General features: G+C 69.0%; 15 protein-coding genes and 1 tRNA gene. 8 read left to right on the top strand and 8 right to left on the bottom strand.

What is annotated here, in order from left to right; translation table 11 throughout:
• Positions 1-50 precede the first annotated feature (50 nt).
• The 4 genes from rpoN (at position 51) to J2X65_RS16615 (ending at position 3,374) form a co-directional block, all read left to right on the top strand.
• Positions 51-1,640 carry an RNA polymerase factor sigma-54 gene (gene rpoN, locus J2X65_RS16630; protein ID WP_310203011.1) on the top strand — a complete coding sequence of 530 codons (1,590 nt, stop codon included), beginning with the start codon at positions 51-53 and terminating at the stop codon, positions 1,638-1,640.
• A 212-nt stretch (positions 1,641-1,852) separates the two neighbouring features.
• Complete coding sequence (gene hpf / locus J2X65_RS16625) at positions 1,853-2,446, top strand: ribosome hibernation-promoting factor, HPF/YfiA family (RefSeq protein ID WP_310203009.1); 594 nt, start codon at positions 1,853-1,855, stop codon at positions 2,444-2,446.
• A gap of 85 nt (positions 2,447-2,531) precedes the next feature.
• A complete protein-coding gene (gene ptsN, locus J2X65_RS16620; protein ID WP_310203008.1) occupies positions 2,532-2,996 on the top strand; it encodes a PTS IIA-like nitrogen regulatory protein PtsN in 465 nt (154 codons plus the stop codon).
• Between the two features lie 51 nt (positions 2,997-3,047).
• Positions 3,048-3,374 (top strand): XRE family transcriptional regulator, encoded by a 327-nt coding sequence (locus tag J2X65_RS16615; protein WP_310203005.1) that lies wholly within the window; start codon positions 3,048-3,050, stop codon positions 3,372-3,374.
• Positions 3,375-3,405: 31 nt separating this feature from the next.
• Here J2X65_RS16615 and J2X65_RS16610 read toward each other — a convergent pair whose 3' ends face one another.
• Positions 3,406-4,311 (bottom strand): LysR family transcriptional regulator, encoded by a 906-nt coding sequence (locus J2X65_RS16610; protein WP_310203003.1) that lies wholly within the window; start codon positions 4,309-4,311, stop codon positions 3,406-3,408.
• Positions 4,312-4,412: 101 nt separating this feature from the next.
• Here J2X65_RS16610 and J2X65_RS16605 point away from each other — a divergent pair, with 101 nt between their 5' ends.
• A complete protein-coding gene (locus J2X65_RS16605) occupies positions 4,413-5,450 on the top strand; it encodes an aldo/keto reductase (protein ID WP_310203001.1) in 1,038 nt (345 codons plus the stop codon).
• Positions 5,451-5,784: 334 nt separating this feature from the next.
• On the opposite strand, the gene J2X65_RS16600 is transcribed toward J2X65_RS16605, so the two are convergent.
• The 6 genes from J2X65_RS16600 to rpmH form a co-directional block, all read right to left on the bottom strand.
• On the bottom strand, positions 5,785-6,858 hold the full coding sequence (locus J2X65_RS16600) for an NAD(P)-dependent alcohol dehydrogenase (protein ID WP_310202999.1): 1,074 nt from the start codon (positions 6,856-6,858) through the stop codon (positions 5,785-5,787).
• A gap of 272 nt (positions 6,859-7,130) precedes the next feature.
• On the bottom strand, positions 7,131-7,817 hold the full coding sequence (gene yihA, locus J2X65_RS16595) for a ribosome biogenesis GTP-binding protein YihA/YsxC (RefSeq protein ID WP_310202996.1): 687 nt from the start codon (positions 7,815-7,817) through the stop codon (positions 7,131-7,133).
• Positions 7,818-7,997: 180 nt separating this feature from the next.
• On the bottom strand, positions 7,998-8,561 hold the full coding sequence (locus J2X65_RS16590) for a YceI family protein (protein WP_310202994.1): 564 nt from the start codon (positions 8,559-8,561) through the stop codon (positions 7,998-8,000).
• 222 nt (positions 8,562-8,783) lie between these two features.
• A complete protein-coding gene (yidC, locus tag J2X65_RS16585; protein ID WP_310202992.1) occupies positions 8,784-10,598 on the bottom strand; it encodes a membrane protein insertase YidC in 1,815 nt (604 codons plus the stop codon).
• The gene (gene rnpA, locus J2X65_RS16580) at positions 10,588-11,013 is read right to left on the bottom strand and encodes a ribonuclease P protein component (RefSeq protein WP_310202990.1); all 426 of its coding nucleotides are present in this window, start codon (positions 11,011-11,013) and stop codon (positions 10,588-10,590) included. Before rnpA ends, yidC begins: the two co-directional genes overlap by 11 nt.
• 117 nt (positions 11,014-11,130) lie before the next feature.
• Positions 11,131-11,265, bottom strand: coding sequence for a 50S ribosomal protein L34 (gene rpmH, locus J2X65_RS16575; RefSeq protein WP_213340341.1), 135 nt, complete (start codon positions 11,263-11,265; stop codon positions 11,131-11,133).
• 922 nt (positions 11,266-12,187) lie between these two features.
• Between rpmH and J2X65_RS16570 the strand changes: the two genes are divergently transcribed.
• The 3 genes from J2X65_RS16570 (at position 12,188) to J2X65_RS16560 (ending at position 15,276) form a co-directional block, all read left to right on the top strand.
• Positions 12,188-13,735, top strand: coding sequence for a HAMP domain-containing sensor histidine kinase (locus J2X65_RS16570; RefSeq protein WP_310202986.1), 1,548 nt, complete (start codon positions 12,188-12,190; stop codon positions 13,733-13,735).
• A complete protein-coding gene (locus tag J2X65_RS16565; protein WP_310202984.1) occupies positions 13,728-15,023 on the top strand; it encodes a cellulase family glycosylhydrolase in 1,296 nt (431 codons plus the stop codon). Before J2X65_RS16570 ends, J2X65_RS16565 begins: the two co-directional genes overlap by 8 nt.
• 176 nt (positions 15,024-15,199) lie before the next feature.
• A tRNA-Arg gene (locus J2X65_RS16560) sits at positions 15,200-15,276 on the top strand.
• 36 nt (positions 15,277-15,312) lie between these two features.
• Here J2X65_RS16560 and J2X65_RS16555 read toward each other — a convergent pair.
• Positions 15,313-15,885, bottom strand: coding sequence for a hypothetical protein (locus J2X65_RS16555; RefSeq protein ID WP_310202982.1), 573 nt, complete (start codon positions 15,883-15,885; stop codon positions 15,313-15,315).
• Positions 15,886-15,958: the final 73 nt, after the last annotated feature.

Raw genomic sequence — 15,958 nt, 5'->3', positions numbered from 1 at the left:
CACGCGTCGCGCTCACGCCCTCGCCGCGTCCGGCATGGAGGCCTGCCCTCATGTCGCTGAGCCCGCGTCTCGAATTCCGCCAGACCCAGTCGCTGGTGATGACGCCGCAGCTGATGCAGGCCATCAAGCTGCTGCAGCTCTCCAATCTCGATCTCGTCGCCTATGTCGAGGCGGAACTGGAGCGCAACCCGCTGCTGGAGCGCCAGTCCGAGCCGGAAGGCGAGGGCGGGGCGGGCGCCGAGCGTGCCGGCGAGGGCGTGCTGGAGGTCGCGGTCCACGAGGCGCACGACGCCGCGCACGAGGCGCGTGGGGACGACCGTGAGGCCCGCGCCGCCGACTGGCTGGAGGAGCGGCTGGATTCCTCGCGCAGCGCCATCGAGGACCGGCTCGACACCGGTCTCGAAAATGTGTTCCCCGATGATGTCGGCCGCGAGCCGTCGGGTCCGGCCCAGGGTGCGGAGGCTCCGGCCTATTCGGAATGGGCCGGCGTCGGCGGCGGCGGGCGCGACGAGGAGGGCTACAACCTTGAATCCTTCGTTCCCGCCGAAACGTCGCTCGGCGACCATCTCTCCGGCCAGCTTACCCTGGCGCTCACCGATCCGGTCGACCGGCTGATCGGCCATCACCTCATCGATCTCATCGACGAGGCCGGCTATCTCGCCGCCGATCTTGCCGGCGTCGCCGACAAGCTCGGCGCCCCGCTGGCCCGCGTCGAGGCGGTGCTCGCCACCATCCATGCCTTCGATCCGCCCGGCATCGGCGCCCGCTCGCTCGCCGAGTGCCTGGCGCTGCAGCTCAAGGAACGCAACCGCTACGATCCCGCCATGGCGGCGCTGCTGTCGCATCTCGACCTGCTGGCGCGGCGCGAATTCAATGCGTTGCGCCGCCTGTGCGGCGTCGACGAGGAGGACCTCGCCGAGATGGTCGCCGAGGTGCGCCGGCTCAATCCCAAGCCCGGCCTCGCCTTCGGCTCCGGCGTCATCCAGCCGGTGGTGCCGGATGTGTTCGTCCGCCCGGCCGCCGATGGCTCATGGCATGTCGAGCTCAATTCCGACACGCTGCCGCGGGTGCTGGTGAACCAGGCCTATTACTCGAAGGTCTCGAAGACCACCCGCAACGACCGCGAGAAGGCCTTCCTCACCGATTGCATCCAGACGGCGACCTGGCTCACCCGCTCGCTCGACCAGCGGGCGCGCACCATCCTGAAGGTGGCCATCGAGATCGTGCGGCAGCAGGATGCCTTCCTGACGCTGGGCGTCCAGCATCTGCGGCCGCTGAACCTGCGCATGGTGGCGGACGCCATCGGCATGCACGAATCCACCGTCTCGCGCGTGACGTCGAACAAATACATGGCGACGCCGCGCGGCATCTTCGAGATGAAGTATTTCTTCTCGTCTTCCATTTCCTCTTCCGATGGCGGCGAAGCACATTCGGCGGAATCCGTACGTTTTCGCATCAAGCAGATGATCGACGCCGAGAACCCCGACGACGTGCTCTCCGACGACACGCTGGTACAACGCCTGCGGGAATCCGGCATCGACATTGCCCGCCGAACGGTGGCAAAGTACCGTGAGGCCATGCGCATTCCCTCGTCCGTGCAGCGGCGTCGGGAGAAGCAGGCGGCGGCCGCGGGCAGTTGACCCATGGGCCGTCGCGGCTCTTTCCGGCCGGGCGGAAATCCGCGAAGCTGTGCGCCGTCGGGCGGTACATCTTGGTTTACGTTGACACTTTCCCTCACGGCTCCTACCTCTTAAAGGCACCGGCCGGGCAAGTAAGGGGTTCGGGCAATCGGCGGGCGGGGCGTTGTGCACGTCGCTCTCCCGTCCATGCCCCAGCAGAGGGACTAGTCACGATGCCGCTGCGGGTTTCTGGCAAAAATCTCGACGTTGGAGAGGCATTGCGCCAGCGGGTTTCCGACCGGCTGGCCGATGTCATGGACAAGTATTTCGACGGCGGCTGGTCTGGCCACGTCACCGTCGCGCGGGAGGGGTCCGGCTATCGCTCGGACTGCGCGCTGCATCTCGACAGCGGCGCCATCCTGCAGGCGCATGGCGGCGCCCAGGATCCCTATTCGAGTGCCGACGCGGCGGTGGAGCGCATCGAGACGCGGCTGCGCCGCTACAAGAGCCGGGTGAAGCGCCACGTGCCGAATGGCGAGGGAATGGCCGCCGCGCCGGAATCGGTGCCGCTGACCGTCTTCGAGGCGCCCGACCACGAGGACGGCGAGGCGCTCGACGGCTGGAGCCCGACCGTGGTCGCCGAGGCCACCGCCGACATGCCGCGCCTGGCGGTCAGCGATGCGGTGCTGGAGCTCGATTTCACCGGCGCCGCGGTGCTGGTGTTCCGCCATGCCAATCATGGCCGGGTCAACGTGGTCTATCGCCGGGCCGACGGCCATGTCGGCTGGATCGACCCGCCGCTCGCCGCCGTGGAAGACGTGCATTGAACTCCCGTTGCCACCCTCGGAGCGCGGGGCGGGATGTCCCGTTCCGCGTCTCCCCTATGCCCACGCCCTCCATCCGGATCGCGCTATGGCCCTGAACGATATTCTTTCCCCGCCTGCCGTGTTCCCCGCCTTGCGGGTCGGCAGCAAGAAGCAGGCGTTGCAGGAACTCTCGGCCAAGGCGGCCGCCCTTCTCAACCGCGACGAGCGCGAGATCTTCGAGACGCTCAATTCGCGCGAGCGGCTCGGCTCCACCGGGGTCGGCAATGGCATCGCCATTCCGCACGGCAAGCTCGCCAAGATGGACAAGCTGTTCGGCCTGTTCGCTAGGCTCGACCGGCCGATCGATTTCGAGGCGCTCGACGGCGAGCCGGTGGATCTGGTGTTCCTGCTGCTGGCGCCGGAGGCGGCCGGGGCCGATCATCTGAAGGCGCTGGCCCGGGTGGCGCGGCTGCTGCGCGATCCGGAGGCGGCCAAGAAGCTGCGGGCCTCGCACGACGCCGCCACCCTCTACGCCATCCTCAACGGCACTGCCGCGTCCAACGCCGCCTGAGCGGCGGCGCCAAGCGGCGGGCGCCTCGCCTCGCTTCAGCAGGAGAGCTCCATGGCCGATCCGCTCGATTCCGGCGTCCCGGCGCTCGGCGCCGAACAATGCCGCGCCGCCCGTGCCATGCTGGGCTGGTCGGTCGACGATCTCGCCGGCCATGCCGGCGTCACCGGCGCCTATGTCGAGGCCTTCGAGCAGGGCCGCGAGCCCGGCGATGGCGACGATCCCAATGAGAGCGTGCGCATGCGCCGGGCGCTGGAGCATGCCGGGGTCGAGTTCATCGATGCCGGCCTGCCCAGCGCCGGCGGCGGTCCGGGCCTGCGTCTGCGCTCGACGCCGTCCTACATCCAGCCGGAGAACCTCTCCTCCGCCAACGACGTGTGAGGGGCCGGCGCCCGAGCCGGCGCATGCCGGCTCACCTCACCCTTCCATGCTCGGCGAGGAAGTCGATCAGCGCCCGCACCCGCGCCGGCAGCGGCCCGCCGCTGCCGGGATGCACGGCGTGGAAGCTTTCGCGATCGCCGGGGTTCAGCGCCTCCAGCACCGCGACCAGCCGTCCCGCCGCAAGGTCGGCGCGCACGGTGAAGGCGGCCAGCCGCGCCAGCCCGACGCCGGCCAGCGCCAGCCGGCGGATGCCCTCGCCGTCGCTCGCCTGCACCCGGGCCGACACAGGCAGCATCGTGTCCCGACCGTTCTCCCGGAGCGGCCAGCCTTCCACCGCCCGCGCATAGCCGGAGCCGATCCGCACATGCGCGCCGAGATCGGCGGCGCTGTGCGGCGTGCCGGCGCGTGCCAGATAGGCCGGGGCGGCGACGATCAGCTTGCCGGTGTCGCCGAGCTTGCGGGCGAGCAGGCTGGAGGTCCGCAGCGGTCCGGCACGGATGGCGACATCGGTGCGCTCGGCCAGCAGGTCGACCACCAGGTCGGTCTCGACGATGTCGAGGCTGACGCCGGGATGGCGGATCAGGAAGTCCGGTAGGATCGGCGCCAGCACATGCGCGCCATAGGAGGCGGAGGTGCTGACCTTCACCCGTCCCGCCGGCCGCTCGCCGGCGCCGGCGGTGCGCTCGGCCTCCTCGATATCGGCGAGGATGCGCGCCGCCCGCTCATAGAAGGCGCAGCCCTCCGGCGTCAGCTCCAGCCGGCGGGTCGAGCGGGTGACGAGGCGTGAGCCTAGCCGCGCCTCCAGCCGGGCGATCAGCTTGCTCACCGCCGAGGGGGTCATCCGGCTCTGCCGGGCGGCGGCGGAGAAGCCGCCCTGCTCCACCACCCGCACGAACACTTCCATCTCGCCGGAGCGGTTGATGTCGCCGCGCGCCATTCGGTCTTTCATCTCACAGATGCTGTTCTTGTCGGCAGTCTATCTCACAGATGCGGCTGGTTCCATCTTCCCGCCATGCAGATGGATCACGGGAGCACATGATGGAATATCGCCCGCTCGGACGCTCGGGCCTGAAGGTGCCGGCGCTGTCCTTCGGTGCCGGCACCTTCGGCGGCGCCGGCCCGCTCTTCGGCAATTGGGGCACCACCGATGCGGCGGAGGCGCGCCGCCTGCTCAACATCTGCCTCGAGGCCGGGGTGACGCTGTTCGATACCGCCGACGTCTATTCCGACGGCGCCTCGGAGCGGGTGCTGGGCGAGGCGATCCGGGGCCGGCGCGACCGGGTGCTGATCTCTACCAAGACCGGGCTGCCGACAGGGGAGGGCCCCAACCAGGCCGGCACCTCGCGCCTGCGGCTGGTGGGCGCGGTGGAGGCGGCGCTGGCCCGCCTCGGCACCGATTACATCGATCTGCTGCAGCTGCACGCCTTCGACGCGGGCACCCCGGTCGAGGAGGTGCTGGCGACGCTGGATGGGCTCGTCCGCGCCGGCAAGCTGCGCTATGTCGGGGTGTCGAATTTCGCCGGCTGGCAGATCATGAAGTCGCTGGCGGCGAGCGAGCGCCATGGCTGGCCGCGCTATGTCGCCAACCAGGTCTATTACTCGCTGGTCGGCCGCGATTATGAATGGGAGCTGATGCCGCTGGGTGCAGATCAGGGGCTCGGGGCGCTGGTGTGGAGCCCGCTCGGCTGGGGCCGGCTGACCGGCCGCATCCGCCGCGGCGCGCCACTGCCGGCGGGCAGCCGCCTCAACGCCACCGCGGATTTCGGCCCGCCGGTGGACGAGGAGCGGCTCTACCGCATCGTCGACGTGCTGGACGAACTGGCCGAGGAGACCGGCCGCACCATCCCGCAGATCGCCATCAACTGGCTGCTGCGGCGCCCGACCGTGGCCTCGGTGATCCTCGGCGCCCGCAACGAGGCGCAGCTGGTCGACAATCTCGGCGCGGTGGGCTGGGCGCTCGAGGCCGGACAGATCGCCCGGCTCGACGCCGCCAGCGTGGTGGAGGCGCCCTACCCGCATTTCCCCTATCGCCGGCAGGCCGGCTTCGCCCGCCTCGATCCACCGCTGGCGGGGTGAGCGGGAGGACGGGTCGACATGCCCGCCCCGCCATCGGAAGGATCGGATTGCCGAAAGGGACGCTGCCTCTGGCTCTTTCCTGTTGCTCTCCCCGCCCGAACTCGGCTGTCGTCGAGTTCGGTTCCCGCAAGGTTGAAGCCGGCAGCATCCGGCTTCGACGGAGAGGTGGCCCGCGGAGCGGGTCGGTGAGGGGCCAGGCCATTGCGGAGCCGAAGAAGACCCTTCACCCCAGCCCTCTTCCGCAAACTCGGCTGTTGCCGAGTTTGCTCCATCCAACCCTCGAACTCGGCAACAGCCGAGTTCGAGACGGGTAGAGGGAGAAACAGCCGCTCCCTTACGGCGTGATCGCCACCTTCAGCACGCCGTCGCGCTGGTTGGCGAACAATTCATAGGCCGCCTCGATGTCGTCCAGCTTGAACCGGTGCGTCACCAGCGGCTTCAGGTCGACGCGGCCGGAGCCGATCACGTCCATCAGCCGGCGCATGCGCTCCTTGCCGCCGGGGCACAGGGTGGTGACGATCCTGTTGTCGCCGAGCCCGGCGGAGAAGGCGCCGAGCGGGATCTTCAGATCCGTCGAATAGACGCCGAGCGAGGACAGCGTGCCGCCCGGCCGCAGCACCTTGAGCGCCGATTCGAACGTGCCCTGCGTGCCCAGCGCCTCGATGGCGACATCGACGCCGCGCCCGTCGGTCAGCGCCAGGATCTGCTCCACCGGGTCGCCCTGCCTGAAGTCCACCACGTCCGAGCAGCCGAGCTGCCGGGCGATGGCGAGCCGTTCCGGCACGGTGTCGACGCCGATGATCTTCGTCGCGCCCTTCAGCTTGGCGCCTGCCACTGCGCACAGGCCGATCGGGCCGAGCGCGAACACCGCGACATGGTCGCCGATCCCAACCGCGCCGCTCTCGGCGCCGGAGAAGCCGGTCGACATGATGTCGGGGCACATCAGCACCTGCTCGTCGGAAAGCCCGTCCGGCACCGGCGCGAGATTGGCCAGCGCATCCGGCACCCGCACATATTCCGCCTGCGCGCCATCGATGGTGTTGCCGAACTTCCAGCCACCCATCGCCTTGAAGCCGTGGCGGGTGCCCGGCCCGTCCTGCGAGCCGCAGCCGCAGAGACACGCATAGGAATGGCCGGACGGGGTGATGGCGCCGGCGATCACCCGCTGGCCCTCGGAAAAGCCGGTCACCGCCGAGCCGAGCTTCTCGATCACCCCGACCGGCTCGTGGCCGATGGTGAGCCCCCGTTCCACCGGGTACTCGCCCTTGAGGATGTGGACGTCGGTGCCGCAGATGGTGGTGGTGGTGATGCGGATCAGCGCGTCGAGCGGGCCGATCTCCGGGACCGGCTTCTCGTCGAGGACGATGCGTCCCTTCTCGACGAAGATGGCGGCTTTCATCCTGGCCATGGCGTTCTCCTCTCATTGGCGGGGCCACTATGGGCACCTGCGCCGAGGAGACCATGACGCCGGTCAATTGCCGGCTTCACATCGCCGGGAGGGTTTCCGCCCGCATCCCGGAAACGGGCGCGGTTGCCCGCTCCCCGCCCCCACATTCCCGACCGCCCTCATCCTGAGGTGCGAGCGCCGCGAGCCCCGAAGGATGGTCGCCCGGGCGCGCCCGGCGGGGCCTCCTTCGAGGCTCGGCGCCACCTCGATCCGAATCGAGGGGAGGCGGTCCCTCAGGAAATGCCGCGCTCGCGCATCAGCGTCACCATCGCGGCGCGCAGCTCCGGCATGCCGGTGCCCTCGCGCGAGGAGGTGGGGAACACCACCGGGAACGCCGCCGGCCGGCGAGCCAGCGCGGTCTGCGTCTCGGCGAGGCGCTTTTCCAGCTCGCCCTTCTTCAGCTGGTCGGCTTTGGTCAGCACGATGGCGTAGGACACCGCGGCCTTGTCGAGCCCGTCGAGCACGCCAAGGTCGATCGGCTTCAGCCCGTGGCGGGAATCGATCAGCACGAACACCCGCGCCAGATTGGTCCGCCCGCGCAGATAGGCGTGGATGGTCTCTGTCCAGGCGTCGACCTTCTCCTTCGGCGCCTGGGCGAAGCCGTAGCCGGGCATGTCGACAAGGGTGAGGTCGGGTCCGAGCCCGAAGAAGATCAGCTCCTGCGTGCGGCCCGGCGTCACCGAGGTGCGCGCCAGCGCCTTGCGGCCGGTCAGCGCGTTGACGAGGCTCGACTTGCCGACATTCGACCGGCCGGCAAAGGCGATCTCGATGCCGCGCATCGCCGGCAGCGTTTCGATGGTCGGGGCGGCGGAGAGGAAGTTCCACTCGCCGGCGAAGAGCTTGCGGCCGGCCTCGATCAGCGCGGCATGTTCGGCCGCGGCGCGTGCTTCGGCCTCGGAGGGGGTGCTGTCAGCGTTCATCCGCCGCTTATCCGCCGCCCGGCGCCATTCCGCAAGCCGTCCGGCTGCGGGGACGCGGTATCAGGAGCCGATCCGCCGCAGAACGCCGTCATGATCGACCAGTTGGCGCTGCCGCGCCGCCGGCACCGCAGGGTGGAACAATTCGAGCAGCCGGGTCGGTTCCGGGCGGGCGATCCGCCCTCACGTCTCGCCCGCACGGGTGGCGACGATGATGCGCACATGGTCGGAAATCAGCGGCAGCCCGGCGGTCATGCCGAATCGCGAGCGCTGGAGATGGAATTCGGCACGCAGGCCGAAGGAGCGGTCCGGATCGCGCTGCACCCGGACGGTAACGCTCTCGGGCCGGGTGACGCCGAGCAGCGTGAGATTGCCGCGCACCCGCACCGTGTGGTCGTCGAGCTTCTCCACCGAGGTGGAGACGAAGTGGATGTCGGGATGCCGGTCGGTATTGAGGAAGGCCGGCCCGCGCACATAGTCGTCGAGCGCTGGCGCCCTGGTGTCGAGCGAGGCGGCGGCGATGGTGAAGCGCACCGAGGAGCGCTGCGGCCGATCGAGATCGATGGCGAGCCGGGAGGTGAAGCGGCGGAACACCCCTTGGGTCAGCGGATAGTCTTTGGCGCCGATCTCGAAGGCAATCCGGGTCTGCGCCGGATCGACCTTGTAGGATTGCGCCCGCACGGAAAGGGTCGCGGCGATGAGCAGCGCGACGGCGAAGCCGAGGGCCCGCACAGTGATCTGCCGCATGGGATCACCTCATGATGGGATCACCTCGACGAAGGCAGCCAGCCTCACGGCAAATCGTATACCTCGGCCGCGCGGCGTGGTCGCACATGTTCGTGTAACGCCGCCGGCGCGGCAAGGCCCGGCAAAACGGGCCTGCCAACGAAAACAGCGGGAACCGCCGCCTGGCCGTTCCCGCTGCCTGTCGTCGTGTCCGTCGTCGCGGCGCCTGCCGGCGCGGTGCCGCTAGCCGGCCTTGGCCTTCTTCCGGCCGAGACGCAGCGTGCTCTTGAGATTGTCCCAGAGCTCCACCTTCACGCCGTTGCGGCGCATGATCACCGATTGCTGCAGCACCGAGAGGGTGTTGTTCCAGGCCCAGTAGATGACGAGGCCGGAGGCGAACGAGGCCAGCATGAAGGTGAACACCAGCGGCATCCAGTCGAAGATCATCTTCTGGGTCGGATCCGGCGGGGCCGGGTTCAGCTTCATCTGCGCCCACATGGTGCAGCCCATGATGATCGGCCAGATGCCGAGCATCAGGAAGTGGCCGATCACCGGCACCTGCGAGGGGTCCCAGGGGATCAGCCCGAACAGGTTGAACAGCGTGGTCGGGTCGGGGGCCGAGAGATCCTTGATCCAGCCGAAGAACGGCGCGTGCCGCATTTCGATGGTGACGAACAGCACCTTGTAGAGGGCGAAGAAGACCGGGATCTGGATCAGGATCGGAAGACACCCCGCGATCGGGTTGATCTTCTCCTTCTTGTAGATCTCCATCATCTCCTGCTGGAGCTTCATGCGGTCGTCGCCATAGCGCTCGCGCAGCGCCTGGATCTCCGGCTGCACCGCCTTCATCTTCGCCATCGAGGCGTAGCTCTTGTTGGCGAGCGGGAAGAAGATGCCCTTGATCAGCACGGTGACCGCGAGGATGGCGATGCCGAAATTGCCGACGAGGTGATAGATCCAGTCGATGACGACGAAGAGCGGCTTGGTGATGAAGTAGAACCAGCCCCAGTCGATCAGTCGGTCGAAGCGGTCGATATTATATTGCGCCTGGTAGCCGTCGACGAGGCGCACCACCTTGGCGCCGGCGAACAGCCGGCCGTCGCGGGTCGCCTTGGCGCCGGGCTCGACGGTGACGGCGTCGCCGCGGAAGTCGGTCTGGTAGGTGAGGTCGTTGCCGTTCTGCGCGGCGGAGAAGCGCGCCTGCACCTTCTCCTGCGAATCCGGGATGACGGTCGCCGCCCAGTATTTGTCGGTGATGCCGAGCCAGCCGCCGGTCGAGGCGAAGGTCTCGGTCTTCTTCTCGGCGATGGCGCTGTACTTGATCTCGTGCAGGCCGCCCTCCGAGGTCACGCCGATCAGGCCCTCGTGGAGGATGTAGTAGCCGAGAGTGTGCGGGGTGCCGTGGCGGGACACCAGCGCGAAGGGATGCAGCGAAATCGCCGCGCCGCCATTGTTCTCCACCTCGTCCACCACATGGAACATGTAGTTGGCATCGATGGAGAGGGTGCGGCGGAACACCTGCCCCTCGCCATTGTCGTAGGTGAGGACCAGCGGGGTGTCGGCGGTGAGCTTGGCGCCTTCGGGGGCGGTCCACAGCGCGTCGGGCGCCGGCAGCTTCACATTGGAGCCGGAGGCGGCGACCCAGCCGAATTCGGCATAGAACGGGTTCGGCCCGCCGGAAGGCGAGAGCAGCACGATGATCGGCGAGTTCGGCTGCACCGTCTCGCGGTAGTTCTTCAACGACAGGTCGTCTATGCGGCCGCCGCGCAGCGACACCGAGCCGGTGACGCTTGGCGTGTCGATGGCCACGCGCGGGGTGCGGGCCAGCGCTTCCTCGCGGGTCAGGGCCTTGGCCGGGGTGGCGGCGGGCGCCGGCGCGGTGGTGCCGGGAGCCCCCGGCGCGGCGGGGGCGCCGGGCTGGGCCGCCTGCTGGGCCGCCTGCTGCTGCGCCTGACGCTGGGCCTCCATCTGCGGGATGCCGGAGAAGTACTGCCAGGCGATCAGCACCACCATCGACAACACGATGGCGACGATCATGTTGCGGTTCTCAGTCGTCATGCGCAGTCTCTCCGTCGGCGTGCGCGGTCGCCTGCACGGCGGTCGAAGCCGCGGCAGGTTGGGGCCGCGCTGGCGGATGCCGGCGCCGGTTCCCAGAATGAAGGCGGGCGATGCCCCGCTCGATGTCGTTTATGAGATCGGTGAAGCGCGTGTGAAGGGCGGCGCGACGGGCGACGATCACATAGTCGAAACCCGGCCGTGCCACGCGGGGCAGGGCGGCGCGCACGGCTTCACGCAGGCGGCGCCGGATTCGGTTCCGCTCCACGGCATTGCCGTGCTTCTTGGTAACGGTGACGCCGATGCGCGCGGCGCCGTCATCGGCGCGGTCGCGGCCCTGCAGCAGCAGCGGCCCGGAATTGGCCCGGAGCCCGCCGGCGGCGGCGAGGAAGTCCTTGCGCTTGACGAGCCGGTCCATAAGGGCGCCGTTCCTCAGGCGAGGGCGAGGCTGGCCTCAGCCCTTGCGATCCCAGCCCTTTCGACCAGAGACAGGAGGACCGCGGCGGCGGCCGTCGCGGTCATGTCAGGGGTCGGATCAGGCCGACAGGCGCTTGCGACCATGCGCGCGACGGGCGGCAATGATCTTGCGGCCGTTACGGGTCGCCATGCGCGCACGAAAGCCGTGCCGGCGGGCGCGCACGAGCTTGCTCGGTTGATAAGTGCGCTTCACGGGTGTCTCTCCGCATTCAGGTTGAGCCGCCCGGACCGGATTGCCCCCCTGATCGCCGGCCGCGACATTGGTGCGGCACTCTTGCGTCAATATTGGAGACAGCCCGGTCGCCGGAGCAGCCGAGGTTCGGAGGCGGCTTATAGGGGGGTGGGGCAGACAAGTCAACGCGGGAGCGCCGCCTTCGGCACAGAGTTCCGCCGCATCGGGGCGCCCGGCCCGCTCCGCGCGGCATCGAGTGCCGGCGTGCCGCGAGCATAGGCGGGAATGGCGGCCGGCGCGATCCTCGTCGGCCTGAGGTCCGGTGGGTCCCGATGCCGGCGGCGAACGGCCGCTCCGGCCTCCGAATCGACGGACCGGCGGGTAAGTTGGAGCCGCCGCGTGGAGCCGCTCGACGCCCCATCGCCGGAGAAGGGGGCATGTGCATCGATGTGGCCGCGGCGCGGCCTGATCACGGCCGCCGGCCCGCCGGGTTGGCGCCGGCCGGCTGGTCACGGGCGCGGGCGGGTGCGCCACTGGGGTGCGCCACGGGGAGGAACCCTCCCCAGCCGGGTGAGGAGCCTCTTGCCGGGCTGCGCGGTCCGGCGTGGCTCGCGGGAGCCTGACGGGCGATGGGGCCGCGCCCTCGCCGTCGGTCGTCTTGGGGCGGCGTACGCCCGCCATCGTCCCGGTCTGTCCCGCCATCATCGCGGGGGCGGGAGCGGACAGTTCGCCAGCCCCGTCTTCGGCGATCGGGGGCCGGTGGCCTTGGGCGGCGGGGCGCCCGATGCACGGCCGCCAAACCGGCTCATAGCGGGGGCGCATCCGCCGGCGCGGGCGCGGCCTCGCCATGGCCGCATTCGGCCCTATATGTTTTCACGTTTCCGTGCGACGCGCCGCCGCGCACCTCTGGCCGGGCGACGGGTCGCGATTAGATAAGGCTGCGATGACCACGCCTCTCGATGCCGCTTCGACCCCGGCCGTATTCGCCGAGCGCGCCCTGCCGCCTGTCCCTGCGGCGGGGGAAGCCGTCGTGCCGGCGCCCGCCGCCTATCGGCTGCCGCGCCATCTCGGCCTGTCGGGCAAGCTGCTGGCCTTCACCGTCGCCTTCGTGGTGCTGGCGGAGCTGCTGATCATCGTTCCCTCCATCGCCGCCTATCGCGTCAACTGGCTGTCGGACCGGCTCGCCGGCGCCCGCACCGCCGCGCTGGTGCTGGATGCGGCACCGCAGGAGATGGTGCCGCCCGAGCTCACCCGCGAGTTGCTGAACAGCGTCGGCGCCATCACCGTCGCCCTGAAGCGAAACGACACCCGCCGCCTGCTCGCCTCCTCCGATATTCCTCCCGAGGTCGACCTGCATGTCGATCTGCGCGACGTGGCGCCGTGGCAGGCGGTGACCGAAGCGGTGGACACGCTGTTCGCGCCTGACGGGCGCATCGTCCGCGTGGTCGGCACCCCGCCGCGGCTCGGCGGCTTCGTCGAGATCGTCATCGACGAGACGCCGCTGCGCAAGGCGATGCTGCGCTTCACCCGCAATCTGGTGCTGGTGTCGCTGATCATCGCCGCGCTTACCGGCGGGCTCATCTATCTCGGCCTCGCCTGGATGTTCGTGCGGCCGATGCGCCGGCTCACCCAGCGCATGGTCGCCTTCCGCCTGGCGCCCGGTGCGCCGCCGGCCGCGCTCGATCCCACCACCCGCATGGACGAGATCGGCCAGGCGGAGCGGGAATTCATGGAGATGCAGCGGCAGATCCGCGAGACGCTGCAGCAGAAGAGCCGGCTTGCCGCGCTCGGCCTCGCCGTTTCCAAGATCAACCATGATCTGCGCAACCTGCTCGCCTCGGTGCAGTTGCTGTCCGACCGCCTTGCCATGATCCGCGATCCGGCGGTGCAGCGCTTCGCCCCCAAGCTGGAGGCGGCGCTCGACCGCGCCATCGCCTATTGCGAGCACACGCTCGCCTACGGCAAGGCGCAGGAGCCGCCGCCGGAGCGGCGCATGGTGGCGCTGGCACCGCTGATCGCCGATGTGCAGGATACGCTGGGCCTCGGCAGCGAGGACGCCCCCGCCATCGGCTGGGTGGAGGCGGTGGAACGCGGCCTCAAGGTCGATGCCGATCCCGACCAGCTGTTCCGCGTGCTGCTCAACCTGTGCCGCAACGCCATGGAGGCGCTCGCCGCCCGCGCGCCCAACGATCCGCTGCGCGACCAGATCCGCGTTACCGGCCGCCGCGAGGGCTCCACCGTGGTGGTCGAGGTCGCCGATACCGGCCCCGGCGTGCCGGAGGCGGCGCGCGCGCATCTGTTCGAGGCCTTCCAGGGATCGGCGCGGCGCGGCGGCACCGGTCTCGGCCTTGCCATCGCCGCCGAGCTGATGCAGGCGCATGGCGGCGAGATCCGCCTGGTGCCCGGCACCATCGGCGCCACCTTCCAACTGCGCATTCCCGACCGACCGGTCGATCTCGACGCCCACCGGGCCCTGCGGTCGCATGGCTGATTCACGGCGCCGGCTGGCGCACGCCCGGCTTTCCCGTCCGATCGCCGCTCTCATCGGCCTGTTCGGCCTCATCCTACACCTCACTGCACTGAGCGAGCCTGCCATGGCGGCGACGGTAAGCGTTGCCGGCACCGAGGTTCTGGTGGATGGAAAGCCGTTCCGCGTGCGTGGCGCCGCGGGGGAGGAGGCGCTGGCCGAACTCGCCGGCTTAGGCGCCACCACGGTTCGCACCTATGGCGGCGATCCGGGAGCGGTGCTCGATGCGGCGCGGCAGGCGGGGTTGAAGGTGATCGTCGGTCTGTGGGTCGAGCATCCGCGCCGCGGCGTTGACTATGGCGACCGCGTCTTCGTGGAGAAGCAGCTCGCGGAGTTCAGGCAAGTTGTTGAAAAATATAAGGATCATCCGGCGCTGCTGATGTGGGGCATCGGCAATGAGGTCGAATCCGAACTCGCCGACGACCGCGCCGTCTGGCCGGCCATCGAGGAGGTGGCGGCGATGGTCAAGGCCGTCGATCCAGCGCATCCGCGTATCGCCGTGCTGGCGGAGACCGGTACCGACAAGGTCCGTAAGCTGCGCGCCGCCGCGCCGAGCATAGATGTGCTCGGCATAAACGCCTATGGCGACGCGCTTTATTCCGTCGCCGCCCGCGCCCGCGACCAGGGCTGGGCCGGCCCGATCGTCATCACCGAGCTCGGCGCCCGGGGGCAGTGGCAGGCCGCCACCGCCCCGTGGGGAGCGCCGTTCGAATTGTCTTCCACTCAGAAGGCGATCGAGCTCAGGCGCTATCTCGCCGCGCTTGAAGGTCAAGATATTGGTATCATTTTGTTTTTGTGGGGTTGGAAGCAGGAGGTGACGCCAAGTTGGCACAGCCTGCGCCTGCCGTCCGGCGAGTGGACCGAGGCTTCCGAAGCGATGGCCGAGGCGTGGGGAGGTCGGACGCCGGGAGGTAATCGTGCTCCGCGCATAGCCGCGCTGCGCCTCGTCGACACTCCGTCCCAGCCCTATGCCGGCGTTGGGATTTCTGAAAGCTGGGAGGTTGAATTGGAGGCCAGCGATCCCGATGGCGATCCCCTCGACATCCGCTGGATCGTTCGGGAAGAATCTCGCGTGCGTACCGTCGCCGGCGACTTCGAACCAGATGCCGGGGTGGTCGAGGGGGCGGTCTCGCCACTGGCGAAGGGCGCGCGCGTGCGCCCGCTGTCTGTTGGAAAATATCGGCTTTTTGTCGAGATTCGCGACGGACGGGGCAGCGCCGCCACGGCAAATCTCCCTTTCGAGATACGCTGATCCAGCCGCCCTGCCGCTTGTCGTCAGTCGTGGCTATCCACAAGCGAGATGACTTTGCTGCCATCCGATGTGACTGGGCTGTTGCATTGATATCGGAATCGGGGTAGCTGACGGGCCTCTCACGAGGGGCAACGCCTCGTGACGAGAGGGCCGTTAGGTCTCATGACCTCGGCCGGGCGCCCGTAGCTCAGCTGGATAGAGCACCAGACTACGAATCTGGGGGTCAGAGGTTCGAATCCTTTCGGGCGCGCCATTTCAGTACAAACCTGCGAACGCCGTTCGCCGCCGCTCACACGCTTGATGCGGCGGCAAGCCTGCGCACTAGGTCCGATTTGTTTCCCATCAGCCGAATCTCCGACTTGCTCACCACCTCGACACGCTGAGCAAGCGCGCACAGATGATCGCGGTGGTACTCGCCCGTCTCGCTGCGTAGCTCGGCGCGGGCGATCTCGGAGAAGCGCTTCGGGCTTTTGGCGGTGACCTTCGAGCTGATCCTCTCCACAGCCGCTTGCGCACGCTCGGCGTCTGCCTGGGCCTGGTCGCGAATCGCGGTCAGTTCGGCGATGCGGTCCTTCAATGAGAGATCGGCCATGTTGATGAGGCCGTTCTCGATCGCCTCATAGAGTCGCTTCAGCTTGGCCTCGGCCTCCGTCGCACGCTTGTTGAGCGATGTGGCTGCGCCGCCGCTTGACCCATTCCTCGCGCTGATCGAGAAGCTGTTCCAGTACGACGGAAAGGTGTTCAGAATCGAGGATGCGCCGCTACAGATGATCGATGACGGCTCGGTCGAGCCGATCCATGCGCATGGGCAAGACCCAAGCGGCCGGTCGTGCCCATGCGCGCGGTCGTCGAACAGGTGCAATAGCGATACATGCAGCCCGAACTGCCCTTGCCGGTCCGGAGCGTCACTGCGCCGCCGCAGCTCGCGCAGAAGA

It is taken from the genome of Ancylobacter sp. 3268 (assembly GCF_031456575.1).
Lineage (GTDB): Bacteria > Pseudomonadota > Alphaproteobacteria > Rhizobiales > Xanthobacteraceae > Ancylobacter.
Note: the sequence above shows the minus strand (reverse complement) of the source record. Positions and strands in the feature narration are given on the sequence as shown.